Source organism: Rhodococcus sp. 14-2470-1b (assembly GCF_002259415.1).
In the GTDB taxonomy this organism is placed as follows: Bacteria; Actinomycetota; Actinomycetes; order Mycobacteriales; family Mycobacteriaceae; genus Rhodococcoides.
The window spans coordinates 330,891-353,628 of sequence record NZ_NPFY01000019.1 but is presented as its reverse complement, the minus strand read 5'-3'; the positions used below and the strand labels follow the sequence as shown (position 1 = coordinate 353,628).

At 65.5% G+C, this 22,738-nt stretch carries 29 protein-coding genes; 5 read left to right on the top strand and 24 right to left on the bottom strand.

The genetic code is table 11. The annotated features are described in order from the left end of the window. Positions 1-215: 215 nt before the first annotated feature. Positions 216-536 (top strand): hypothetical protein, encoded by a 321-nt coding sequence (locus CH293_RS16055; protein WP_094720762.1) that lies wholly within the window; start codon positions 216-218, stop codon positions 534-536. Here CH293_RS16055 and CH293_RS16050 read toward each other — a convergent pair. Together CH293_RS16050 and CH293_RS16045 are read right to left on the bottom strand one after the other, a co-directional pair. Next, positions 527-1,615 carry a PLP-dependent cysteine synthase family protein gene (locus CH293_RS16050; protein WP_094720761.1) on the bottom strand — a complete coding sequence of 363 codons (1,089 nt, stop codon included), beginning with the start codon at positions 1,613-1,615 and terminating at the stop codon, positions 527-529. The two genes, CH293_RS16055 and CH293_RS16050, sit on opposite strands and share 10 nt — an antisense overlap. Next, complete coding sequence (locus CH293_RS16045) at positions 1,615-1,935, bottom strand: DUF4229 domain-containing protein (protein WP_019666475.1); 321 nt, start codon at positions 1,933-1,935, stop codon at positions 1,615-1,617. The genes CH293_RS16050 and CH293_RS16045 overlap by 1 nt, the downstream gene beginning before the upstream one ends. Before the next feature lie 242 nt (positions 1,936-2,177). Between CH293_RS16045 and CH293_RS16040 the strand changes: the two genes are divergently transcribed. Then, the gene (locus tag CH293_RS16040; protein ID WP_026348035.1) at positions 2,178-2,390 is read left to right on the top strand and encodes a BldC family transcriptional regulator; all 213 of its coding nucleotides are present in this window, start codon (positions 2,178-2,180) and stop codon (positions 2,388-2,390) included. 120 nt (positions 2,391-2,510) lie between these two features. Then, positions 2,511-2,711, top strand: coding sequence for a hypothetical protein (locus CH293_RS16035; RefSeq protein ID WP_019666477.1), 201 nt, complete (start codon positions 2,511-2,513; stop codon positions 2,709-2,711). 54 nt (positions 2,712-2,765) lie between these two features. Here the strand turns inward: CH293_RS16035 and CH293_RS16030 are convergent, their stop codons facing one another. From CH293_RS16030 to CH293_RS15970, 13 genes are all read right to left on the bottom strand, one after another. Continuing rightward, the gene (locus tag CH293_RS16030; protein ID WP_255122883.1) at positions 2,766-4,202 is read right to left on the bottom strand and encodes a MinD/ParA family protein; all 1,437 of its coding nucleotides are present in this window, start codon (positions 4,200-4,202) and stop codon (positions 2,766-2,768) included. Between the two features lie 122 nt (positions 4,203-4,324). Continuing rightward, the gene (gene ccsB / locus CH293_RS16025) at positions 4,325-5,296 is read right to left on the bottom strand and encodes a c-type cytochrome biogenesis protein CcsB (RefSeq protein WP_037114209.1); all 972 of its coding nucleotides are present in this window, start codon (positions 5,294-5,296) and stop codon (positions 4,325-4,327) included. Positions 5,297-5,299: 3 nt separating this feature from the next. Beyond that, entirely contained in the window at positions 5,300-6,922 is a 1,623-nt protein-coding gene (locus CH293_RS16020; protein WP_094720759.1) for a cytochrome c biogenesis protein ResB, read from the bottom strand. Beyond that, the gene (locus CH293_RS16015; RefSeq protein WP_019666481.1) at positions 6,919-7,737 is read right to left on the bottom strand and encodes a cytochrome c biogenesis CcdA family protein; all 819 of its coding nucleotides are present in this window, start codon (positions 7,735-7,737) and stop codon (positions 6,919-6,921) included. Before CH293_RS16015 ends, CH293_RS16020 begins: the two co-directional genes overlap by 4 nt. Further along, positions 7,734-8,327 (bottom strand): TlpA disulfide reductase family protein, encoded by a 594-nt coding sequence (locus tag CH293_RS16010; RefSeq protein WP_019666482.1) that lies wholly within the window; start codon positions 8,325-8,327, stop codon positions 7,734-7,736. Before CH293_RS16010 ends, CH293_RS16015 begins: the two co-directional genes overlap by 4 nt. Further along, positions 8,320-8,979, bottom strand: a complete 660-nt coding sequence (locus tag CH293_RS16005; RefSeq protein WP_094720758.1) for a histidine phosphatase family protein — start codon at positions 8,977-8,979, stop codon at positions 8,320-8,322. The genes CH293_RS16010 and CH293_RS16005 overlap by 8 nt, the downstream gene beginning before the upstream one ends. Further along, positions 8,976-10,298 (bottom strand): glutamate-1-semialdehyde 2,1-aminomutase, encoded by a 1,323-nt coding sequence (gene hemL / locus CH293_RS16000; RefSeq protein WP_094720757.1) that lies wholly within the window; start codon positions 10,296-10,298, stop codon positions 8,976-8,978. The genes CH293_RS16005 and hemL overlap by 4 nt, the downstream gene beginning before the upstream one ends. Before the next feature lie 52 nt (positions 10,299-10,350). Beyond that, positions 10,351-10,779: a DUF1707 domain-containing protein gene (locus tag CH293_RS15995; RefSeq protein ID WP_094720756.1), complete on the bottom strand. Its 429-nt coding sequence runs from the start codon at positions 10,777-10,779 to the stop codon at positions 10,351-10,353. A 40-nt stretch (positions 10,780-10,819) separates the two neighbouring features. After that, on the bottom strand, positions 10,820-11,521 hold the full coding sequence (locus CH293_RS15990) for an alpha/beta fold hydrolase (protein ID WP_094720792.1): 702 nt from the start codon (positions 11,519-11,521) through the stop codon (positions 10,820-10,822). 42 nt (positions 11,522-11,563) lie between these two features. Beyond that, entirely contained in the window at positions 11,564-12,130 is a 567-nt protein-coding gene (locus tag CH293_RS15985; protein ID WP_094720755.1) for a hypothetical protein, read from the bottom strand. A gap of 58 nt (positions 12,131-12,188) precedes the next feature. Continuing rightward, complete coding sequence (gene bioD, locus CH293_RS15980; RefSeq protein ID WP_094720754.1) at positions 12,189-12,890, bottom strand: dethiobiotin synthase; 702 nt, start codon at positions 12,888-12,890, stop codon at positions 12,189-12,191. Continuing rightward, entirely contained in the window at positions 12,887-14,029 is a 1,143-nt protein-coding gene (locus tag CH293_RS15975; protein WP_094720753.1) for an 8-amino-7-oxononanoate synthase, read from the bottom strand. The genes bioD and CH293_RS15975 overlap by 4 nt, the downstream gene beginning before the upstream one ends. A gap of 25 nt (positions 14,030-14,054) precedes the next feature. Then, complete coding sequence (locus tag CH293_RS15970) at positions 14,055-15,320, bottom strand: adenosylmethionine--8-amino-7-oxononanoate transaminase (protein WP_094720752.1); 1,266 nt, start codon at positions 15,318-15,320, stop codon at positions 14,055-14,057. 83 nt (positions 15,321-15,403) lie between these two features. Between CH293_RS15970 and CH293_RS15965 the strand changes: the two genes are divergently transcribed. Both CH293_RS15965 and CH293_RS15960 read left to right on the top strand, forming a co-directional pair. Further along, a complete protein-coding gene (locus CH293_RS15965; protein ID WP_033188642.1) occupies positions 15,404-15,610 on the top strand; it encodes a hypothetical protein in 207 nt (68 codons plus the stop codon). 30 nt (positions 15,611-15,640) lie between these two features. Then, positions 15,641-17,605 carry an acyl-CoA dehydrogenase gene (locus CH293_RS15960; protein WP_037114191.1) on the top strand — a complete coding sequence of 655 codons (1,965 nt, stop codon included), beginning with the start codon at positions 15,641-15,643 and terminating at the stop codon, positions 17,603-17,605. Positions 17,606-17,701: 96 nt separating this feature from the next. Here the strand turns inward: CH293_RS15960 and CH293_RS15955 are convergent, their stop codons facing one another. The 9 genes from CH293_RS15955 to hemB form a co-directional block, all read right to left on the bottom strand. Further along, positions 17,702-18,880 carry a sorbosone dehydrogenase family protein gene (locus CH293_RS15955; RefSeq protein ID WP_094720751.1) on the bottom strand — a complete coding sequence of 393 codons (1,179 nt, stop codon included), beginning with the start codon at positions 18,878-18,880 and terminating at the stop codon, positions 17,702-17,704. Between the two features lie 75 nt (positions 18,881-18,955). Further along, on the bottom strand, positions 18,956-19,159 hold the full coding sequence (locus CH293_RS15950) for a heavy-metal-associated domain-containing protein (RefSeq protein WP_255032869.1): 204 nt from the start codon (positions 19,157-19,159) through the stop codon (positions 18,956-18,958). A 31-nt stretch (positions 19,160-19,190) separates the two neighbouring features. Beyond that, complete coding sequence (locus tag CH293_RS15945; RefSeq protein WP_019666495.1) at positions 19,191-19,472, bottom strand: metal-sensitive transcriptional regulator; 282 nt, start codon at positions 19,470-19,472, stop codon at positions 19,191-19,193. Positions 19,473-19,488: 16 nt separating this feature from the next. Then, on the bottom strand, positions 19,489-19,728 hold the full coding sequence (locus CH293_RS15940) for a hypothetical protein (protein WP_094720791.1): 240 nt from the start codon (positions 19,726-19,728) through the stop codon (positions 19,489-19,491). After that, positions 19,725-20,204: a hypothetical protein gene (locus CH293_RS15935; RefSeq protein ID WP_094720750.1), complete on the bottom strand. Its 480-nt coding sequence runs from the start codon at positions 20,202-20,204 to the stop codon at positions 19,725-19,727. The genes CH293_RS15940 and CH293_RS15935 overlap by 4 nt, the downstream gene beginning before the upstream one ends. Continuing rightward, positions 20,197-20,631 carry a hypothetical protein gene (locus CH293_RS15930; RefSeq protein WP_094720749.1) on the bottom strand — a complete coding sequence of 145 codons (435 nt, stop codon included), beginning with the start codon at positions 20,629-20,631 and terminating at the stop codon, positions 20,197-20,199. The genes CH293_RS15935 and CH293_RS15930 overlap by 8 nt, the downstream gene beginning before the upstream one ends. Before the next feature lie 68 nt (positions 20,632-20,699). Then, positions 20,700-20,858 (bottom strand): hypothetical protein, encoded by a 159-nt coding sequence (locus tag CH293_RS28215; RefSeq protein WP_170945253.1) that lies wholly within the window; start codon positions 20,856-20,858, stop codon positions 20,700-20,702. A 299-nt stretch (positions 20,859-21,157) separates the two neighbouring features. After that, positions 21,158-21,766 carry a hypothetical protein gene (locus CH293_RS15925; RefSeq protein WP_037114183.1) on the bottom strand — a complete coding sequence of 203 codons (609 nt, stop codon included), beginning with the start codon at positions 21,764-21,766 and terminating at the stop codon, positions 21,158-21,160. After that, a complete protein-coding gene (hemB, locus tag CH293_RS15920; protein WP_037114180.1) occupies positions 21,763-22,737 on the bottom strand; it encodes a porphobilinogen synthase in 975 nt (324 codons plus the stop codon). Before hemB ends, CH293_RS15925 begins: the two co-directional genes overlap by 4 nt. Between the last annotated feature and the right edge of the window lies 1 nt (position 22,738).

Sequence of the window (22,738 nt, the reverse complement as noted above, 5' to 3'; positions counted from 1 at the left end):
ACACCCACCTGGTGGGAACAACACATGCCCCCCACCACACCCGAACCCACCACCGCCGACCTCCGACACGCACCCACCGACACCGCCCGCACCCGAATCAGACTCCTCCGCCGAAAACTACGACAACACAAAACCATCCAACGCCTCCGCGAACGAAAGAAACCACCACCCTTCTGATCGGCCGCGGGCGGGACACGAGCATCTAGTCTGGAGGTATGGCTCGGAAGAACTCGACAACTTCATCACTCGCTACTTCGGCTCTGGCGGCCGCAGGCCTGCTGGGCGGCTTTGCCGTTGCGCAGCAGACGAAGAATCGACAACTCGGCGGCGCTGTGTTGGCAGCTGTGGGTGTCGCGAGCACCGCTTCATGGAACGCGGCTGCCGGCCCCAAGGTCGCAGGTGCGCTGTTGGCGACGTACCTCGTCGGCTTCGGCGCATCGCACCCGCTGGCCAAGAAGATCGGAGCGTGGCCGGCGGTGAGCGTCGCCGCGGGAGCCACCGCGGCAGCGTCGCTGGTGCTGACGCGTCAGGGCTGAAACTCGCCCGTTCGTACGAAGCGTTCCAATTCCTCGGTCGGCCCGGTGAGATCCATGCCCTGCGAAGCGACCCAGGCGTCATCGAAGTACGTGTTGGCGTAGCGCTCACCACCGTCGCACAGCAGGGTGACGACGCTGCCGGACCTGCCGGCTGCAATCATCTCGGCGATGACGCCGAATGCGCCCCAGATGTTGGTTCCGGTAGAGCCTCCGACGCTTTTGCCGAGGGCCGTCGATGCGTGCCGTGCGGCCGCTACCGAGGCAGCGTCGGGTACCGCGATCATTCTGTCGATGACCTGTCCGACGAAGGACGGCTCGACGATGGGACGGCCGATGCCTTCGATCCGCGACGGCTTTCCGGTGGAGAAGTCGGCTCGGCCGGTCTCGTAGCCACCGATGAAGGCGGAGTTCTCGGGATCGACGACGGCCAGTCGGGTGGAGTGCCGTCGGTATCGGATGTACCGACCGATCGTGGCGCTGGTTCCGCCTGTGCCCGCCCCGACGACGATCCACGTCGGGATCGGCGATTCTTCATGGGTGAGCTGATCGAAGATCGATTCCGCGATGTTGTTGTTTCCGCGCCAATCGGTGGCGCGCTCCGCGTGGGTGAACTGGTCCATGTAGTGGCAGTCCGGCTCCGCTGCGAGTCGGTGCGCCTCGGTGTACATGGCGGAAGGATCGTCGACGAAATGGCAACGCCCACCGTGTGATTCGATCAAGGCAACCTTCGTCGGCGACGTACTGCGCGGCATGACCGCGACGAATCGCAGACCGAGCAGCCTCGCGAAGTACGCTTCGCTGACGGCGGTGGATCCCGACGAGGCTTCGATGACCGTGGTGTTCTCGGTGACCCATCCGTTGCAGATCGCGTACAGGAACAGCGAGCGCGCCAGGCGATGCTTGAGGCTGCCGGTGATGTGCGTCGACTCGTCCTTGAGGTAGAGCTGCACTCCCCACGCCGCGGGAAGTGGGTACCGCAGGAGGTGTGTATCAGCCGATCGTTGAGCGTCGGCGTCGATGAGCCGGACCGCATTGTCGACCCAGTCGCGGGCCTCGGAACGGTCGACGACCTTCGACACTACTTGCCGTCCTCGCCGCGCAGTTTCGCCTGGAGGTCGGCTCGGGCGCGGCGTCGGCCTTCGTCGACGCCGGCGATCGACTCGTTGACGCGGATCCGGAGGGACTTGAACAGTACGAGCGAGAGGGGCAGCGAGATCAGTACTGCGAACACCGCGGCGACCAGTACGGGGATCTCGACGCCCACGAGCAGCCCGACTCCGACGATCACGGCGGCGATCACGAGGACCAGAAGCAGACGCGCTCCGCTGTAGATCGCAACGTCTCGCAGGAGGCGTCCTTTGGTCGCGGTGGGCTCGGGTGGTGTGTTGCGTTCGTTCACGGCCTTCAGGCTACCCGCCCTTCGACCTGCGGTTGGACACGCTGCAACGTCGCATATCGGACAGCCGGACTTGACCGATTTGTCTATTACCTCCCCTTTACCTTCTTTAGATCAGTCGAGTACCTAGGGGTTCGAGTGCCACCATGGTGCTCGAACACGAATTTGCTCCATCCACTGTCCGGTTCGTGACCCGCCTTCGGGCCGGGCCTACCGGACACCGCACGCAGGAGGACACGACCAAGATGAGCGCACCAACACTGCACAAGGCTCAGGATTCACTGCTCACACCGGGGCAGGTAGCGGCGCTCTTCCATGTCGATCCGAAGACGGTCACCCGTTGGGCGCACGCCGGTCGTCTCGGATCGCTGCGCACACCGGGCGGTCACCGTCGGTTCCGCGAGGCCGAGGTCATGCAGCTTCTGTCGTCTCTGACCACCGAGGCCGCTCACCACTGACCCCGTAGACCGACTACCGACGCCAGGTCGAACACAAGTGCATATTCTCAGGAACTTGCGAACCGCGTTGGGGTGCACACCGCATCCCAACGCGGTTACGCTGGTCTGAGGAGGTGCGTCGTGATCTATCTTTTGGCGTTGATCGGTTTGGTGGCAGTCATCGTCCTGTTCTGGAAGGCCTTCGGTCCGACTGCGCAGGCTCCGGCTGGACGGACCGTCGGTCCGGATGACGACCCGGAGTTCCTGTGGCGTATGAACCGAGATGTTCGACGGTCGGGCACGGACAGTCAGGACACGGGCAAGACCGAACCTACAGAATGAAGTACAGCAGCCCGCCTCACGAGGCGGGCTGTTTCGTTCGCCCATCGGGTGCGCCTAGCGCGTCCTCGACTCATGTGCGCGCTGAAGATCTTCCGGCCGGTTGCTGGGAAATCCGGACGCCACCGCCGCCGCCAATTCCAGCAGCGCGGCGCGAGTTCCGCTCTTCAACCTGTTCAAGTCGATCTCGGCGCCCTCCTCGAGGTGTGGGTCGAACGGGATCAACACGACCTGACGGCAGCGTTGCTCGAAGTGCTCGACGACCTTACCGAGATCTACTTTGCCTGCTCGCGGCCGAACTGCGTTGACCACTGCGACAGATGAGCGCACCAACTCGCTGTGACCGTGCGCGTCGAGCCAATCGAGTGTCGCCGACGCGCTGCGGGCCCCGTCCACGGAACCGGAGCTGACCACGACCAGCGCGTCCGATCCGGCGAGGATGCTGTTCATTGCCGAATGCATGAGCCCCGTACCGCAGTCCGTGAGCACGATGCTGTAGAACTTCTCGAGCAGTTCCACCGCGGTGTCGTAGTCCTGGCCGCTGAACGCCTCGGACACGGCGGGGTCGGTGTCCGACGCAAGTACCTCGAGACGGTGCGCATTCTGCGAGGTGTATGCCCGTACGTCGCTGTAGCGATTCAAATCCTCGATGTCCCGCAGCATGTTTCGAACCGTCGCGGGCGTCTCCAGCGGTACCTTCTGGCTCAGTGTTCCGCGGTCCGGGTTGGCGTCGACGGCAATGACGCGGTCCCCGCGAATGGACGCGAACGTCGATCCGAGCGATGCCGTCGTCGTCGTTTTACCGACGCCGCCCTTGAGGCTGAGTACCGAAATGCGATAGCAGCCGACGAGGTGGCGCTCCGCCTGCCGAGAGAGCCTGGCCAGACGCTCGTCGCGATGGCTGTTGCCGAGATTGACCCGACGCAGCGTCACGTCGTAGACCCACTTCCGCCACCCGGACACAGGCGGCGGCGAAACCTGCCTCACGAGAAGGGCATTGGTGAGATCCGACGCCGACGCCGACGCGACCGGAGGCAACTGCCCCTGCGTTCCGAGGTCCGGTGGAGTCGGCGGGGGTTCTGCACTGTAGGTAGTCGATGCAGGCGGCATCGGGACCGGGATCGAGCGGAATCCCCCTGTTCTGGGCCCGGTACTCGCAGGCTCGACAGGCGACCCGGACTCCTCCGTCGGCTCTGCTTTCTCCGAGGCCACTGCTTTCTCCGAAGCCACTGCTTTCTCCGAAGGCACTGTTTTTGCCGAGGGCACCGCTTTCGGCTTCTCACTCGGAGCTTCGGCGCGTCGCTGCCAGGGCGAGGCGTCCGGCTCGGAGACGTCAGGTTTCTGGGATGCCCCGGTCCCCGCCCCAGCCCCGGTCTCGGCCCCAGCCCGGGTCTTAGCCGAAGCAGTGCTCTGCGCTGGCGCGGTGGGTGCGTCGTCCTCCCCCGGCTCCGCCGGACGTACCGGCTGCCACGAACTCATCTGCCACTCGGCCATGGCGTTTCCCCCCGTCATCCGACTCCCCAGTCGGAGGGTGCGCGCCCCCGGCGCACCCGTCAACGCCGGACGTTACCAGCTGAGCCGGCGAGCCCTCGCCCGCGACCGATGCAGCCGAGCGGCTAGTTGAGGCCTGCGTAGGAGTGCAGTCCCGAGACCACCATGTTGATGATGAAGAGGTTGAACAGCATTGCCGCGAACCCGGTGATGTTGATCCACGCCGCACGGGTGTTGCGCCAACCGGACGTTGCGCGGGCATGCAGGTATGCGGCGTAGATGATCCAGGTGATGAAAGACATCGTCTCCTTGGGATCCCAACCCCAGAAACGGCCCCACGCTGCTTCGGCCCAGATGGCGCCCAGGATGACGCCTGCACCGAAGAGTGGGAACGCGACGATCGTGGTCTTGTAGGCGAGCCGGTCGAGCGCCTGGGCGTCGGGAAGCCTGGATGCGAAACGCCCCCAGAAGCTGCTGTTCTCTTCGCCTGCCGGCTGCTTCATTCGGAGCAGGAACAGCAGGCTGGCGACGCCGGAGACCAGGAAGATTCCGCTGCCGACGCTCACGATGGTGACGTGGATGGGCAGCCAGAACGAGCGAAGTGCCGGCACGACGGGTGCGGCGTCGGCGTACAACTTGGTTGCAGCCATGAACATCAGGACGATGATCGGTGCGAGGACGAAGACGATCATCGGTCGCATCGTCTTCTTGCGCAGCAGCACGATCGAGGTGAGCGTTGCGGCGGCGGTGGCCATGGTCACGAACTCGTACATGTTGCCGAGCGGGAACCGGTGTGTAGCGAAACCTCGAAGTACGACCGATGCCACGTGCAACACCAGTGCCAGGATCAGCAGCGCGAAGCCCATCCCTGCCAGTCGCTCCGACAGTGGACGCTTGGGGGTCTCGACGACACGTCCGGGTACGCCCGCCCCGAGTGGAGCGGGAGCGCCGCTACCGACGAGTTCGCGCGCCTGAACCTTGGTGGCCCGTTGCGACGCGTACTGCGCGATCAGCAGAACGAACGCGAGGACGTAGATGGCGAACGCGGATTCGAAGGACCAGTCGCTGTACTGCGAGAGCGTCTCGTTGATCGGCATCGGTCAGTTCTCCTGCTTGTCTGTGTTCACTGTCTTGACTTCGCCGATCAGCCGCTCACACAACCGGTCGAATTCTTCTCCCCAGCCCGCCTGATCGGTTCGGGCGAGTCCACCGAGTTCTACTACAGTATGTCGTGAGTCCGAATCGGTGTGCAGCCGGACCCAGACTCTGCGTCGTTTGATCACCAACGACACGAGCAGCCCGCCCATCATCGTCAGGGCGAAGACCAGTACCCAGTTCTGGGCTGGATCGTGCGATACCTGCAGGTTGACGAACTCTTCGGCGCCGTCGAAGCGGACGTTCGTGCCGTCGGACAGAGTCGAGGACTCTCCTGGCTTCAGGTTGACCCGGTCCTGCTTGACGAGCCTGCCCTGGTTGACCATTTCCTGGTTCAGGGAGAACAACGACTGCGGATATCCGGTGTCCAGTCCGGTGTCACCTTTGTAGATGTCGATCGCGACGGCGGGATCCGTCATCGCCGGGTAGCTCGACGACAGTAGGTTGCCGTGGAAGAACGCCGTCGGCGCGAACAGACCTTCGATGGCGATCTGGTTCCTGCGACGCTCGGTCGCTTCCGGGTACAGGCCACCGGGCGGGTCGATCCGAAGGACTCCGCTGGAGAGGAACGTGGTGGCGTCGGTCGGTTGCCACTGGATCGTCTCGGTGCGTGTCTCGCCGCCCGGGAACGTCACGGTGAACGTCGGTGCGTATCCGTGGCCCTGCAGGTAGACGCGGTCGCCTGCTACGCGGAGCGGGTGGTTGACCTGCAGGACGTCGTCGCGCCAGGTGTTGTTCGCCAGATCCTCGCCCGCCTGGTACTCGATGTTCGACGTGAACATCTCGGCCTGACCGTTCTCGAGGTAGTCGGCCTTGAAGTCCTTCACGCGGATGCACAAGGGCTCGAGTCCGGTGCCGTCGACGAGTTGGCCGGCGCGGAAACCGTCGTAGACGGCGGGTGTCGTGCTGCAGAAGCCCGGTCCGTCGTTGGCGATGACGACGACGTTGCCTTCGTATCCGAGCAGCTTGCCCAGAGCGATGGCCGCGAGCAGCCCGACGAGTGAGAGGTGGAAGACGAGGTTGCCGAACTCGCGGAAGTATCCCTTCTCGGCGGACAGCGTCACCTCGCCCTTGCCACCGGTACGCTGCGCGACGCGCCACCCGCGTAGCTGCGCCTTGACCTTCGCCGCGGTGTCCTCGGCGGATTCGTCGGACACGTACTGGCGGTGGTGGGGCAGACGGGACAGGTTGCGGGGCGTCGGGACGGGCTTGGTGCGCAGGGCTTTGGCGTGTTCGACGCATCGCGGCACGATGCAGCCGATCAGTGAGATGAACAGCAACGCGTAGATCGCGGTGAACCAGAAGCTGGAGAAGACGTCGAACAGTTCGAGCCTGTCCATCCACGGACCGAGGGTCGGCCTGGCTGCGATGTATTCGTCGACCTTGCCGGAGTTGAGGCTGCGCTGCGGAACCAATGCGCCGGGGATCGCGGCGAAGGCGAGCAGGAACAGCAGCACCAGCGCGGTGCGCATGCTCGTCAGCGATCTCCAGGTGTTGCGTGCCAATGCGAGAGCACGCCCGGGCAGGGACTGCTTCTGCGGGGCGACGCGAGTGTCGAGGTCGGTCATATGGGAAGCACCACGTCGGACACGAAGGCGTCGCGAACCCAGCTCACGAACACGTCCCACGCACCCGTGACGAGTGCAATTCCTACTGCTATCAACATGATTCCGCCGAACACCTGTATCTGTCGTGCATGGGTGCGAAGCCAACCGACTCCGCGTAGAGCGCTTGCCGAGCCGAACGCGAGGATCACGAACGGCAGACCGAGGCCGAGGCAGTAGGCGACGATCAATGCGACACCGCGCACAGCTGTCGCACCTTCGGTTCCTGCGGCCAGAGAGATGACGCTTGCCAATGTCGGCCCGAGGCACGGCGTCCATCCGAGGGCGAACACTCCGCCCAGCAACGGAGCGCCGAACAGGCTGCCGACTCGGCGTGGTTCGAATCTGACGTCGCGTTGCAGTGCCGGTACCAGGCCGATGAACACCAGACCCATCGCGATGGTGACGACCCCGCCGATGCGCATCAGCAGTTCACGGTTGACCGACAACACCGAGATCGCGCCGAACACCGTGGCCGTTGCGAGGACGAAGACGACGGTGAATCCGAGGACGAACAAGCCTGCGGCGCCCGCGACTCGCAACTTGCTGGCCGTGCGCACCTTCGTCGTCGACGCTTCCGCCGCGGTGACGGCAGGCGCGTCGGCACCGACCACTCCAGCCAGGTAGGACAGGTAACCGGGAACGAGAGGTACGACGCACGGCGACGCGAACGAGACGAGGCCGGCGAGGATGCAGACACCGAACGCGAGAACGAGCGGCCCGGAAGCCGCCGTGGTCTGGAACGTCTCGCCGATGCCTGCCGCGTACAACTCGATCACTGGCTTTCCGTCTCCTCGCCCGCGATCCGCTCGACGACGGGTTGCAGGTCCTCGGCGAGCAGCTCACGCAGGTACACCGCAGCCACGCGGTGCTGCTTGTCCAGGACGATCGTCGTCGGGACGACCGATGTGGGGATGCCACCGAGGGCGGTGAGGGTGCGCATCGGCGGGTCGTAGATGGACGGGTAGGTCACTTTGTTGTCGATGACGAAGTCCTGCGCTTTGTCCTGCGCGTTGTCGCGAACGTTGATGCCGAGGAACTGGACGCCGAGGTCCTTGGTGTTCTCGAAGACCTCTTCGAGATCGTCGGCTTCACCACGACACGGCCCGCACCACTGGCCCCACACGTTCAGTACGACGGCCTGGCCCTCGAAGTCCGCGAGCGACGTTGTCTTTCCGTCTTCCATCAGGTCGGGGCCGGACAGTTCGCCGATGGTGCCTCGATCGGACGGGGGGTCGTAGAAGATCTCGGTCTGGCCGCCGGGTGAGACGAAGTCGAAGGTTCCGCCGGTGGCGACAGCGTCGGTACCCGTCGCGCAGCCTGCGGTGACTGCGACGACGGCCAGAGCCGAAGCGAGTACCTTACGCACCGGTGACTCGTGGATCGCTGGCGCCCGCGGGCTCGGAGTAGACGATGTCGACGAGCGTGTCTCCCTCGTAGACAAGGGAAGTCAGCGACGCGAGACCGCACTGACGGTGCCGAGGGTCGTGCCACAGACGCTCACCCTGCAGGAATCGACGCAGGGTCCAGACGGGGAGCTGGTGGCTGACGACCACGGCTTCGTGGCCGACGGCTGCGACACGTGCCGCGTTCACAGCCGCCAGCATCCGGTGCGCGATCTGCAGGTACGGCTCACCCCACGACGGCGTGAACGGGTCCCGAAGCTTCCACCAGTGCCGTGGCCTACGTAGTGCCCCGTCGCCGACGGCGACCCGGAGGCCCTCGAACTCGTTGCCGGCCTCGATGAGATTGTCGTCGGTGACGATGTCGAGTCCGTGCGCCTTCGCGATAGGACCTGCCGTCTCCTGCGCCCGCTGGAGTGGGGAGGCGATGACGGCGGTGATGTCGTGTCCGGCAAGCGCATTCGCCACAGCGGTCGCCTGCGTCTGCCCCTTCACCGACAGTCGGAACCCGGGGAGGCGTCCGTAGAGGATGCCCTTGGGGTTGTGGACCTCACCGTGCCGCAACACGTGGACGATGGTGCGCGTCGTCTGATGCGGATGTGCCTCCGGTGTACTCACTTGGTTCCTGCTTCGGCTCGGGCCGCTGCACGTGCGGCGTGGGGAAGGGCGTCGGCGATCTTCTCGAACGCAGCGTCGTCGAGGGCAGCGGAGACGAACCATGCTTCGAACGCGCTCGGCGGCGGGTAGACCCCGCGCGCGAGCAGTGCGTGAAAGAAGGCGGGGTATCGCCACGTCTCGGCTGCTTTCGCGCCTGCATAGTCGGTGACGGGCCCGTCGGAGAAGAACACACTCACCAGTGTGCCTGCGAACTGGACGTGGTGACGAACGCCTTCGGCGGTCAGGGCGTCCCCGAGCAGCCCGCCGAGTCGCTCCGAGTTGTTCTGCAGCTTCTCGTAGACGGACGCGTCGGCCAGTTGCAGGCTCGCGAGACCGGCCGCGACGGCGACGGGATTACCGGACAGGGTGCCTGCCTGATAGACGGGACCGGCCGGTGCGAGGTAGGCCATGACGTCGGCGCGCCCACCGAAGGCTGCGGCAGGCAGGCCGCCGCTCATGACCTTGCCGAAGGTGTACAGATCACCCGCGACTCCGTCGATGCCGTACCACCCCGCTGCGCTCACGCGGAAGCCCGTCATCACCTCGTCCATGATGAGTAGGGCGCCGTTGTCGGTGGCCAGGCGTCGTAGCCCCTCGTTGAAGCCGGGAACCGGCGGAACTGCGCCCATGTTGCCCGCGGCGGCCTCGGTGATGATGCACGCGATCTGCCCGGCGTTCTCGGCGAAAGCGTGCTCGACGGCGGCAAGGTCGTTGTAGGGCACGACGATGGTGTCCGACGCCTGCGCGCCCGTCACCCCGGGAGAGGTGGGCAGGCCGAAGGTGGCGAGTCCGGATCCGGCGTCGGCCAGAAGCGCGTCGACGTGGCCGTGGTAGCAGCCGGAGAATTTCACGATCTTGGTGCGCCCGGTGAAACCACGGGCGAGGCGGACGGCGCTCATGGTCGCCTCTGTGCCGGAATTCACAAGCCGAACCTGGTCGACCGGGCCGACGCGGCGGACGATTTCTTCCGCGAGTGCGATTTCTCGCTCGGTCGGAGCGCCGAACGACAGACCGGTTTTCGCGGCCTCCTGCACAGCCTGCACGACGACGGGATGAGCATGGCCGTGGATCATCGGGCCCCAGGACGAGATCAGGTCGACATAGGAGTTCCCGTCGGCGTCGATCATGGTGTATCCGCTGGCCTCGGTGATGAAGCGCGGCGTTCCGCCGACCGAATGGAACGCGCGAACCGGGGAGTTCACCCCACCCGGGATCACTGCGCTCGCGCGTTGGAAGAGCTGGGCAGATACAGGTGCGTCGTCGCCGGGAGAAACAGTCACGACCCCCAGTGTCCCAGGTTCGTCGATTTCGCCAACTACAGGGCGTAATAATTCAGGACTTCTCGTCCTCGTCGTCGTCCTTGTCCTCGGGCATGACCGCCATCGCGACGAGGATCAGCGCCCAGATACCGATGGGCCACCCGGGCCAGTACCCGTTCAGCTCCCCGTCGGAGATGGACTGAAATCCCCAGATTCCGGTCATGATGATGACGCCGCCGAGCCACCATCGCCATTCGTCCCAGTACTCGCGCCACTCGCGGGCATCCTTCGACTCCGCAGGCTCCGCGGTCTGCGTGGGCACAGGGAGATCGTCGGTCACTCTCGCGAGTTCGCCTCGCGTCGCTGATTTCCACACCAGGTCGAGGCGCTGCTCGTATTCCACGAGAGTCAACCTGCCGTCCGCCATCGCGGTGCCGAGAAGCTGCGCCGTGGCCTCGCGCTCCGCGGTGCTGACGCGCAGCTTCTCCATATCGGAACCCATGGACAAGCACCCCATCTCGGTCGGTGTCCGAAATGCCAGGTTATCGCGGATCGCCGACGAGTTCAGCCCGATAACGATCCAATCGGTCTGCAAGTTCGGCCGGCCTGGACAGGGCGACGAGATGGCCGCCGGGCATCTCGTCCACGGCGATTCCCAGCCTGTCGCGAACCAGTCGCCGCTGGAACTCGACAGGGAAGAACCGATCGTCGACGCCCTGAAGAAAACGCGTCGGAATGTCGGGCCACGACGTGAGCGGCCACGGAAGGCCGAACGGGCCCTCAGACTGAGTCGGGTCCGTGCCATTCAACTCGGCCACGACATCGGCCGGAACGTCGTGCAGGAAGACATCCGCAACCAGATCCTCGGCGTCCAGGTCCCGCCCATCCCGCTCGGCTTGGACGACGCGTGCCTGCCCGAAACCCGTGGCTTCCCACCACTCCCCCGGCGTCTCACCGGGTTTCGGGGTCATCGCGTTGAGCAGGACGATCAACGACGCCTGGACCCGCGAGGCGACGAGCGGCGCAGTGAACCCGCCGAGGGACTGCCCGACGACGGTCACGCCTCGAAGATCGCCGACAGCGTCGACAACGACGTCGGCGTACTCGGCGAGCCCGGCGCTCGGATCCGACGCGGGAAGAGTCGCGGCAACGACGTGATGGCCGCGGTCGAGCAGTTCGGGCCCCAACCGCGACCAGTACCGCGCGTCACCACCCGCACCGGGGATGAGAACGAATGTGTGCATCGCCGCTGAGCGTAGGCGCGTGCACATTCCGGCGACAACCAATTACGGCTGGCGATGCTCGCCGACGTGGTTGTTGTCGGTGCGGGGGTCGATCTTGCTGCCGCGAGGATCGAGCGGGTTACCGGGGTTCTGCGTGGCACTGTGGGTCGGGTTCTGCGTGGCACTGTGGGTCGGGTTCTGCGTGGCACTGTGGTCGCCCGAGCGCGCGTCCTGGTGCACGATCTTCTCCGCCGATGCCTTGTCCACGTCACCCGAGCGAGAGCGGGTCTTCACGTCGGGATCGATCTTGTTGGCGCGTGCGAATTCCGCGTCCAGTTCGTCGCGGGAGGACGCTGCGTCGCCCTGGTGGTTCTCGGCCTGCAGTGTGAGCCTGCGCGCTTCGGCTGCTTTTGCCTCGGCGTCGGCTTGTGCACGCCGCGCTTTGGCGGCGCTTTCGTCCGCGCGTGCTTGACGCTCTTCGACTTCCGTTGTTCGGTCGGCGGCCTGCTCACGGATGCGTTCGGCCTCGACCCGTCGGCTTGCTTTCTGCTTCTTCGACAGGGCCAGAGCAACGGCCACGACGAGAAGTACGACTACGACTGCGATGACGATCCATACTGCTGTGTTCATTGTGGAGCCCCCAACTGTTGGTAGATGAGTTCGAGTACCCGCACGGGGGTTCGACAAACTACGAACCGGCGGATCGACGGTTCAGGATGTCGGCGACGGCTTTCGAGTCGAACCAACCAGGTGCATCGGCACAGAACTGCTCTCGACGTGCACCGCCTACCCCCGCCGGGATGCGGCCGAGGATCGGCACACCCGCTACGTCGGGAAGTTCGAGGAGGTTGGTTCGAGCAGCAAGGTCGGGCTCCGATGGCCACGATCCCACGATCAGGCCTGCGCAGAAGACCCCTGCCCGGTCGAGCGCCCCGACTGTCAGCGCGGTGTGGTTGAGGGTTCCGAGCTCGACGCCGCACACCACCACGACTGGTGCGCCTGACGTCGCCGCAACGTCGAGCAGCGTGAACCCCCCGGCGCCGAGCCGGACGAGGAGGCCACCGGCACCTTCCACCAGGACGACGTCCTCGGTCAGCGAGACGATGTCGTCCACCACCGAGCCCAATTCCAGAGCCGGCATTCCGGCGAGACGGGCTGCTACGTCGGGCGCGAGCGGGTCCGGATAGCGCGCAGTTTCCACGGTCCTGGTGATCCCGGTCAGCCGCTCGATGTGCTCGAGATCGCCCGCCTCCCCGCCGCACAAACCTGTCTGCGCCGGTTTCACGACGGCGACCGATACCCCGAGAGCAGAGGCAGTTGCCGCGATCGCTGCTGTGGTCACAGTCTTTCCGACGTCGGTGGACGTGCCGGTCACGACAAGAATCGTCATACCGCAGCCCGGTGCAGAACTGCATCGAGGACGTCCGCGACAGCCGCAAGCTCGGGGTCGGTGAGGTTCGCGCGAGCGGTCAACCGAAGTCGTGAGGTCCCCTCCGGTACGGACGGCGGCCGGAAACAGCCGACGTGTACGCCTCGTCGTAACGCTTGCTGCGCTGCGTCGTATGCCCGCTGCGGATCGCCGAGAACGACGGAGACGACAGCCGACTCGGAAGGCTCGACGCCGGCGATGTCGGCAAGGTGGTCAGCGCAGCGACGCACGGCCACCGACCGTTCCGGTTCTCGTTCCAGGATCGCCAGTGCCGCCCGAGCTGCTCCTGCAGCCGCGGGAGCCAACCCGGTGTCGAAGATGAAGGGCCGCGCGACATCGATCAGATGATCGCGCACCGCGTGCGTCCCGAGCACCACACCACCCTGCGAGGCAAGAGACTTGGACAGCGTCGCGGTGACGACGACGTCGGGCAGGCCCTGTAATCCCCGTTCGTGCACCAGACCACGGCCACCGGACCCACGGACGCCGATTCCGTGAGCCTCGTCCACGAGCAGGGCAGCCGAATACCGTCGGCACAGTCCGTGAAGCTCTCGCAGAGGCGCGAGAGAACCGTCGGTGCTGAACACAGAATCGGTGACGACGAGCGCGCGGTCCTCGGGACGTGTTCGGAGCACGTGTTCGACGGCGTCCAGGCGCGTGCGGTCGAACACCTCGATCCGAGCCCTCGACAACCTGCATGCGTCGATCAACGACGCGTGCGACGCGGAATCGGACAGCACCAGCGAACCCCGTCCGGCCAGCGCGGCGACGGCACCCAGGTTGGCGGTGTACCCGGAGGAGAACACCAGCGCGGATTCGGCGCCGGCGAACCGAGCCAGGTCCTCCTCCAACTCCTCGTGCAGCGTCGTGGTGCCGGTGACCAGCCTCGAGCCCGTTGCGCCCGCACCCCACCGATGCACCGCAGCGCACGCGGCGTCCACCACCTCGGGGTGACGTGAGAGGCCCAGGTAGTCGTTCGAGGCGAGATCGATCACCGGGCCGTGATCATCGGGCTGCGCAAGGCGCGGACGCAGCGTTCGGTGGACCCCGCGCTCGCTGCGCAGGCGTGCTGCTTCGGTCAACCAGTCGAGTGCCGCCACATCGGCGACCCTACTTGAACACCGTTCAAGTTCGCGCGACGGCCCCGATCGCACGTGCGATCCGTGCCACGTCCTCGGCCGCACAGACGTACGGCGGCATCGCGTACACCAGCTTCCCGAACGGCCTGAGCCACACCCCTTCGCCGACGGCGGCATCGGTCGCACGCTGCATGTCGACGGGCTCGTCCATCTCCACCACACCGATCCCGCCCAGGACACGGACGTCGGCGACGCCCGGAAGATCCTCCACCCCGGCCAGACCGTCGCGCAGGCCCTTCTCGATGCCTGCGACCTCGGACCTCCAGTCACGTCCCAGCAGCAGCTCCACCGCGGCGACGGCGACGGCGCACGCCAGCGGATTGGCCATGAACGTCGGGCCGTGCATGAGCCCGCCTGCCTCACCCTCGCTGATGACCTCGGCGACGTGCGATGTCGTCAGTGTCGCCGCCAGTGTCATGTACCCGCCGGTCAACGCCTTGCCCACACACATCACGTCGGGAGCGACCGCAACGTGATCGGCGGCGAACAACTCACCGGTACGCCCGAATCCGGTGGCTATCTCGTCGAACACCAGCAGTACGTCGTGCTCGTCGGCCATCCGGCGAAGCTCGGTGAGATACCGCCGGTCGTGGAAACGCATGCCTCCCGCGCCCTGCACGAGCGGCTCGACGACGATGGCCGCGATCTCGTCGGACCTCGCCGACAGGATGGCCTCGAACTGTGCGACGTAACCGGCGTCGAACTGCCTCGGCGGGGCGGGCGCGAAGATCTGCCGGGTGAGGACGCCGGACCACAGTGAGTGCATCCCGCCGTCGGGATCGCAGATACTCATCGGCGCGAACGTGTCGCCGTGGTAGCCGCCGCGCCAGGTCAGCAGCCGGTTCTTCGACGGCTTGCCGCGCCCGCGCCAATACTGCACGCACATCTTGACTGCGACTTCGACGGACACCGAACCGGAGTCGGCGAAGAAGACCTTGTCGAGGCCGTCCGGGGCGATGCTCACGAGAAGCTCGGCCAACCGCGCCGCGGGTTCGTGCGTGAGCCCGCCGAACATCACGTGACTCATCCGGTCGATCTGGGCGTGCGCGGCTGCGTCGAGCACCGGATGGCGATACCCGTGCACCGCCGCCCACCACGAACTCATCCCATCGACCAGTTCGCGCCCGTCGGCGAGCGTCAACCGCACGCCCGATGCGCCCGCGACGACGAGCGGCGACGTCGTGGATGGAAATCCCCCGTAGGGATGCCACACGTGCTGCGCGTCGATTCCGGCGATCTGTGCTGCGTCCAAGCTGAAGTCCGTTCTCGTTCGGGGCGAAGCCGAGCATGTGGAACATGTAACACCCGTGTTACGCCTGCATTACACTCGCCTGCATGGAGGCACAACACGAACCAGCCAGGTACTCGTGGCCCGACGGGTTCCGCGAGCACCTGATCCGCGAGTTCGACGGGTACAGCCCTCTCGTCACACGTGCGCTCGAGGACAACGGCGCCTCGGTCTTCGGCGACGGTCCGTACGGGCGGAGCAAGTTCTGGTCTCGGCTGCGCAAGTTCGGCCGCGAATATCTGTGGCCTGCCTGAGCAAGCCGGATCCGTAGGTTACCGTCGAGTATGGCAACCACTTCGGAGCATCTGCGTAACACATTGGACGGCCGTTGGCGCGACGTGAAGAACGAAGCGCGCGCTCAACTGGTTCGCGACGAATTCCGTCCTCACTACACCCCCAACACCGTGATCGCGCGCACCAAAGCGCTGGAGCAGCTCAAGCTGCTGGCCCAGCACGGCGCTGCGGACGATGGTTTCAAGAAAGAACACGGAGGCACCGGAGACGTCGGAGCCGCTGTCACGATGATCGAGATGCTCGCGATGTCGGACCTGTCGCTGATGGTCAAGGCCGGAGTCCAGTGGGGGCTCTTCGGCGGGGCCATCGAGAACCTGGGCACCGAGCGTCACCACGACGCCTACGTGCGACGCCTCATCGACCTCGACTTGCTCGGATGCTTCGCGATGACCGAGACCGGTCACGGCAGCGACGTGCAGTCGCTCGAGACCACGGCGACCTACGACCGTGAGACCGACGAGTTCGTCGTCCACTCCCCCACACCGTCGTCCCGCAAGGACTACATCGGCGGTGCAGCCGAAACAGCAACGGTGGCAGCAGTGTTCGCGCAGCTGATCACCGCGGGCCCGGGTGAGGAACCCGAAGGACACGGCGTCCACTGCTTCTTCGTCCCGTTGCGAGACGAGGACGGCAACGATCTCCCCGGCATCACCACCTCGGACTGTCAGTACAAGGGCGGACTGCCCGGTGTCGACAACGGCCGCATCATGTTCGACAACGTCCGCATTCCGCGGGACAACCTGCTGAACAAGTACGCGGACGTCTCCTCCGACGGCACGTACTCCTCGCCCATCGAGAACCCGAGCCGACGCTTCTTCACCATGCTCGGAACACTGATTCGTGGCCGTGTCACGGTCGGCGGGTCCGCGGCTGCTGCCGCTCGGGTGGCACTCGACATCGCTACGCGATATGCGCTGCAGCGCAGGCAGTTCTCGGCACCGAAGTCCGACGACGAGGTGCTCATCATGGACTACCTCGTGCACCAGCGCCGGTTGTTCCCGTTGATCGCGAAGTCCTACGCGCTGCAGTTCGCGCAGAACGAACTCGTCGCAAAAATGCACGAGCTGCAGACCTCGGACAACCCCGACGCCGAAGAGCAGCGTGAACTGGAATCCCGAGCCGCCGGACTCAAGGCTTCCAACACCTGGCACGCCACCAGAGCGATCCAGGAAGCACGCGAAGCATGCGGCGGCGCAGGCTATCTCGCAGAGAACAGGCTGATCTCACTCAAGGCCGACACCGACGTGTTCACCACCTTCGAAGGCGACAACCACGTGCTCACCCAGCTCGTGGCGAAGGAACTGCTCACCGCGTACGCCGACGACGTCAAGTCCATGAGCCCCGTCGAATGGGTGCGGTTCGCCGCGGAGTTCGCCGGCGAACGCGTCGTCAAACGCACTGCGGCGCAGACGATCATGCAGACCATCCTCGACACCCGCCAGGACAACGAAGAAGAGGGCTCGCTGTTCAACCGCGGCACCCAGGTCAAGATGTTCGAGGACCGCGAGGACTACCTGCTCTCCACCGTCGCTCGCAGGCTGCAGAGCAAATCGAAGGAAACGAGCGCGTTCGACGCCTTCAACGCGGTTCAGGACCACGTGCTGCACGCAGCCAGCGCGCACATCGATCGCATCATCCTCGAAGCCTTCGTCGCCGGCATCTCTTCCTGCGAGGACGAGGCAGCCAAGGAACTACTCGAGCAGGTCTGCGACCTCTACGCGCTGTCGGTCATCGAGGAAGACAAGGCGTGGTTCATCGAACACCGCTACCTCTCCACCGAACGCTCCAAAGCCGTCACCCGCGGCATCAACGAGCGCTGCCGCACCCTCCGTCCGCACGCCCTCGAACTCGTCGAAGGCTTCGGCGTTCCCGAACAGCTCCTCGGCGCAGCCATGCTCGGCCACCCCCAGGCCGGTAGCGACGAGGAGTCCGCTTCGAACCCCAGCAAGGCCTGAGCACCTCCGCACCGGAGCGAACGTGCCGTTCAGTCACTTCAAGTGACTGAACGGCACGTTCGGTCTCGAAAACGGGGGCCTCCGGGAGCCGGCGGGTCAGGCTCCGGCCGGTGTGACGCGGAGGATTCGGTCACCCGAGCCGTTGTCGGTGGTGAGCAGGAACGACCCGTCGCCTGTGGAGGTCAGGGAGCGGAGGCGCCCCCACTCGCCTTCGAGCGCGTCCACTTCCTGCTCGACGGAGATTCCGTCGGCGCCGAGTTTCAGGAACACCAGTTTCTCGCCCTGCTGGCTGGAGATGACAGCCGCGCCGGACCAGTCGCCCCATGCCGCACCGTCGACGAAGGTCAGTCCGGGGGTCGCGATGGTCGACTCGCCCGAGCTCCAGACTGCTTCGATGGCGTCGGGGACGCGCTCGGTGTCGGTCATCGGGACCGACTCGTCGTAGATCAACGGGTTCCGATCCGGCTTCCAGCCGTAGTTTCCGCCCGCGACCAGTAGGTTCAGTTCGTCGTCGCGGGTGGAGCCTTGTTCCACCTCGTACAGGCGGCCGGTGCCGGGTTGGAATGCGAGACCCTGAACGTTGCGATGCCCGAGCGTGTAGACGCGGCCGGGTGCATCCGCTGCGGCGGTGCCGTCGGTTGCATCGACGTGGAGCACCTTGCCACCCAGCGAGTTCGGATCCTGCGGCACCGACGGGGACGCTGTGTCTCCGGTGCCCACGTACAGGGTTCCGTCCGGTGCGGCCAGGATCCGGCAGCCGCCGTGCCTGCCACTGGACGAAACGGGAATGTCGTCGATGATGGCGCGGTCTCGCGTCAACGTCGTCCATGCTTCGTCGACGGTCCATCGGATGACCGCGATGTGATTGCCGCTTCCACCCTGCGAGCTACCGGGCGCCGCGCTTCCGGTGTCGACGCCGGCTCCCTCGACGCCCTGGCACGTGAACAGCGCCCGCGAGTCCTGGAAGTCCTGGGCGAGTTCGATTCCCATCAGCCCGGTCTCACCCTGGGCGTAGAGGTCGTCGAGGTCCGCCGCCAGTTCACCGACCGATCCGTCCGCACGCTTGACGACGAATCTTCCGCTGCGTTCACCGGTGAGGATCGTCCCGTCGGGGGCCTGGACGACGTCCCACGGCCGGGCGAGCCCGTCGAGTTCGGTGGTGACGGTCAACCCGACGCCGCCTTCCGGGGGCTGAGCCACTGCCCCCGTCGAACACGCGAGTGTCAGAGAAAGACTGGTCACCAGGATTCCGGTACCGGCCAGCAACTTGTTCACAGATCGTCTCCTCGAAAGCGAGCAGGGATGATCTATGACCTGTACCACGAACCACGGCCGGTAAACCGGACATTTCTACGACACGAGACGGTAGCCCGCTTCGCTGACAGCACCGGCGATCGAATCTCGCTCCAGCGCAGCATCACTGGTCACCACCACTTTGCCCGACGCCACGTCCACCGTCACTCCGGTCACGCCACCGATCTCGGAAATCTCCTCCGAAACCGAAGCGGCACAGTGCTGGCAGGTCATTCCTTCGACGATGTAACTGTTCTCCACGCTCGAAACCTTCTTTCCGTTGGCTGCGACTTCAGGACCGAACGAGTCGTGCGATGGCGTCCGATGCCTCTTTCACCTTCGCGTCCGCGTCGGGACCGCCACGTTTGGCAGCCTCGACGACGCACCCCGCGAGGTGCGCGTCGAGCAGCTTGAGCGAGACGGACTGCAGCGCTTTGGTTGCCGCCGAGACCTGGGTCAGTACATCGATGCAGTACCGATCCTCGGCCACCATGCGCGAGATGCCGGCGATCTGACCTTCGATTCGACGTAGCCGCTTCAGCAGATCGTCCTGCTCGCTCGTGTAACTACTCATGCCGTCGATGATACCCCTACCGGGTATGGGAACGACCCGGGAACCGAACTCTGACTGCGTCGACCAGCAGTAGAGACGCGACGGTCACGCAGGCGGCACCTGCTGCTATCCAGGAACCGGAGTATCGAACCGCCACGAACTCCGGCCCGCCCTCGTCCGTGGCCGCGAACAGATGTTCCGTCGCGCCGAGGTTCCAACACACGACGGCCGCCGCGAACAACAGCAGGGCACCGAGAACCTCCACCGCGGATCTCATCGGTCGCACACCACCACTTCTTCCAGGGCCTCACGTAAGCCGTCGTCGTCCTTCGCCCAGGCCTGAACCAGGCCGCCTCCCACCAGCCGCAGCCCGACGCCGTGGCGTCGGCGAGGGATGCCGGTGAGTTCACCCAGCACCCGGGCCGTCTCCCACTTCTTCGGCTCGTACTCGCCCGCGGCGTACTCGGGCGCCGGAAAGACGACGGCGATGTCCGCTATGGACAGCCTTTCGGTGCCCTGGCGAAGCTCTGTCGCCGTGAGTGCCACGCTGACATGGCGGCGAGCCGCGCTGACCTGCACGTACGTGAAGCCCATCAGCACGACGGCAACCACCGCGAGCGCAACCCAGTGGACAACAGGACCCGTCAGCAACTCGAACACCAACACCGCAGCGCAGAAAACAGGCCCCCACAGCAGCGATCGCCACCGAGCACCCGGCTCTTCGAACAGCGCGTCGTCGTTCGAGTCAGTCATGGGCGAACCACGGTGTCGCCGACGGCCGGTAGATCACCACACAGGCCGCGATCAGGACGAGGGCGACTGCGAGAAGTTCGGAGAACAGGCCGAACCCGAAAACCACCACGAGGAGTAGCAGGACGGTGACCAGCGACAGGAGGACGGACACGGCCCGCATCCTGGCGTGTCCGGCGCGCACGGGTCCGGCGAGGAATCCGAGCACGAGGCCCAGGAGTCCGCAGCCTGCACCGAGAAGACGAAGGGTGCCGAGGTAGGAATCGATCTGAGCGGGTGTGTTGCCCTCGTCGGCGAGCGAGGTGCGCAGTGGGTCCACCGGCACGGTCAGTGTGATCAATGCGACGAAGACGAGCAGTACCGCAGCGATCAGCCATAGCAGGTATGCGGCGGTGACGACGCGCGGGCGTGCGGTCCTGTCCGAATTCACGACTTCATAGTGCCCGGTTGCGCGTGAACGAACCACAGTGGGTCGGCCGAGTCTGCCGCGCGGAATTGTCAGTGCGAGACGAGCGCAGGAATGACGATTGCGACCGACGCGAGGACGCCCAGCGCAACCACGAGCGCGATCAGGAAGAGCTCTCGAGTGACACCGTGTTCGACGGGAATCGTGTGCTCGGCGGGTGGGGCGATCCGCCTCGAACTTGCCTGAACCATGGGTTCACCTCATCCTGGCGCGCGGCCTCTGCAGTGACAATTGTCACCGTACACTCGGGCGGGTGCTCACCCTAATCACCAGGTCAGCCGGCACTGAACCCCATACTGACGATCAGCACGGCTACCGAGACTGCAGTGAGCAGACCGAGGAGCGCCCACAACGGACGGCCGCGCTCGGGCTCGGGAACTTCGGATAGGGCCATGACATGTCCGATCTACTCGACGGGTTCCCCCATCGCGTGATCGTAGTCACATGTTACGCGTGTGGCTGGTGTGACACGCGGAGTGTCTGCCGAGTGTCAGCGCTTCCGCGCGGCCAGGAAGTACGCCTGCGAGTCCTTGCGATGCATCAGATAGACCGCCCCGCCCGCCAGGACGCCCTGCAGAATGCCCGCGACGCTCATGAGGATCTGCATGGCTCCACCGTCGACACCGAAGGCGAACAGTTGCGGGACGGCCAGCACCACCGTGACGGTTCCGATGACGGTGAGCACGGTTCGCGCCCAGAGCCGTCCGAGTCGCATCTTGTTCACCCAGTACAGGAACAGTCCTGCGAACGCGATGCCGATGACAGCCATCAACACCAGGGCGCCGGTCAGGTAGCTTTCCGCGGATTCGAGCGTCAGCGGCAGCGACGGATCCTGTCTCGCGACGTCGTCGACCAGTTGCTGGGCGAACGGCGTGCGATCGGAGTTCACCATCATCAGGGTCAGGATCAAGCTGATCAACCCGAGTGCGGTCACACCCCACCACAGGTGCCGAGACGTCTCGATGTCCAGAGGAGCCGAACTGCGGGCCGCGGGCCGTTCGGGCTGCTGCGGCGGGGTGGCGTCGAATCCGACGGGGCCGTGTTCGGCTTCCCAGCGTGCCCAATCGGGCTCCGGCGGGCGTTGTCCGTCATTACTCACAGCCAGCCCGCCGCTTCCGTCGCCCAGTAGGTCAGCACCACGTCCGCGCCTGCCCGGCGGATGCTGGTCAACGACTCCAGAATTGCCGCGTCGCGGTCGATCCACCCGTTCTGGGCGGCCGCGGTGATCATCGAATACTCGCCGGAGATCTGGTACGCCGCAACCGGAACGGTGGACATGTTCGCGACGTCGCGCAGAATGTCGAGGTAGGACATTGCAGGCTTGACCATCACCATGTCCGCGCCCTCGTTCAAGTCCAACTCCACCTCGTGCACGGCCTCGCGGCGGTTCGCCGAGTCCTGCTGATAGGTGCGGCGATCGCCCTGCAGCGACGAGCCGACAGCCTCACGGAAGGGACCGTAGAACGCCGACGCGTACTTGGCCGAGTACGCCAGTTGGCCGATCTCGCGGTGCCCGGCGGCGTCGAGGGCCTCACGGATGACGCCGACCTGCCCATCCATCATTCCGCTCGGTCCGAGTAGGTGAGCCCCTGCATCGGCCTGCGACAGCGCCATGTCCACGTAGCGCGTCAGCGTCGCATCGTTGTCGACCGCACCGTCCTCGGTGAGGACTCCGCAGTGACCGTGGTCGGTGAACTCGTCGAGGCACGTGTCGGCCATGATGACCGTCGCGTCGCCCAGATCCGACTTCAGCCGCCTCAGACCGCGATTGAGAATGCCGTCCGGATCGCTCGCGCCGGAACCCTCTGCGTCCTTGTCCTCCGCCTTCGGCACGCCGAACAACATGACGCCCCCGACGCCTGCCGCGACGGCCTCCTCCGCGGCCTTGCTCAGTGAGTCGAGCGTGTGCTGGAAGACCCCAGGCATCGACGAGATCTCACGAGGCTCGGCGATACCGTCGGCGACGAACATCGGCAGCACCAGGTGCCGTGGCTGCAGCGACGTTTCGGCGACCAGGCGCCGGAGCGCCGGGGTACGTCTGAGCCTGCGGGGACGGTCTACGGGAAACATC

Coding starts and splice junctions, on each gene's coding strand:
- CH293_RS16055 (WP_094720762.1), top strand. CDS start 216: ATGGCTCGGAAGAACTCGACAACTTCATCACTCGCTACTTCGGCTCTG.
- CH293_RS16040 (WP_026348035.1), top strand. CDS start 2,178: ATGAGCGCACCAACACTGCACAAGGCTCAGGATTCACTGCTCACACCG.
- CH293_RS16030 (WP_255122883.1), bottom strand. CDS start 4,202: ATGGCCGAGTGGCAGATGAGTTCGTGGCAGCCGGTACGTCCGGCGGAG.
- ccsB (WP_037114209.1), bottom strand. CDS start 5,296: ATGCCGATCAACGAGACGCTCTCGCAGTACAGCGACTGGTCCTTCGAA.
- CH293_RS16020 (WP_094720759.1), bottom strand. CDS start 6,922: ATGACCGACCTCGACACTCGCGTCGCCCCGCAGAAGCAGTCCCTGCCC.
- CH293_RS15995 (WP_094720756.1), bottom strand. CDS start 10,779: ATGGGTTCCGATATGGAGAAGCTGCGCGTCAGCACCGCGGAGCGCGAG.
- CH293_RS15990 (WP_094720792.1), bottom strand. CDS start 11,521: ATGCACACATTCGTTCTCATCCCCGGTGCGGGTGGTGACGCGCGGTAC.
- CH293_RS15985 (WP_094720755.1), bottom strand. CDS start 12,130: ATGAACACAGCAGTATGGATCGTCATCGCAGTCGTAGTCGTACTTCTC.
- bioD (WP_094720754.1), bottom strand. CDS start 12,890: ATGACGATTCTTGTCGTGACCGGCACGTCCACCGACGTCGGAAAGACT.
- CH293_RS15965 (WP_033188642.1), top strand. CDS start 15,404: ATGGAGGCACAACACGAACCAGCCAGGTACTCGTGGCCCGACGGGTTC.
- CH293_RS15960 (WP_037114191.1), top strand. CDS start 15,641: ATGGCAACCACTTCGGAGCATCTGCGTAACACATTGGACGGCCGTTGG.
- CH293_RS15945 (WP_019666495.1), bottom strand. CDS start 19,472: ATGAGTAGTTACACGAGCGAGCAGGACGATCTGCTGAAGCGGCTACGT.
- CH293_RS15940 (WP_094720791.1), bottom strand. CDS start 19,728: ATGAGATCCGCGGTGGAGGTTCTCGGTGCCCTGCTGTTGTTCGCGGCG.
- CH293_RS15935 (WP_094720750.1), bottom strand. CDS start 20,204: ATGACTGACTCGAACGACGACGCGCTGTTCGAAGAGCCGGGTGCTCGG.
- CH293_RS28215 (WP_170945253.1), bottom strand. CDS start 20,858: ATGGTTCAGGCAAGTTCGAGGCGGATCGCCCCACCCGCCGAGCACACG.
- hemB (WP_037114180.1), bottom strand. CDS start 22,737: ATGTTTCCCGTAGACCGTCCCCGCAGGCTCAGACGTACCCCGGCGCTC.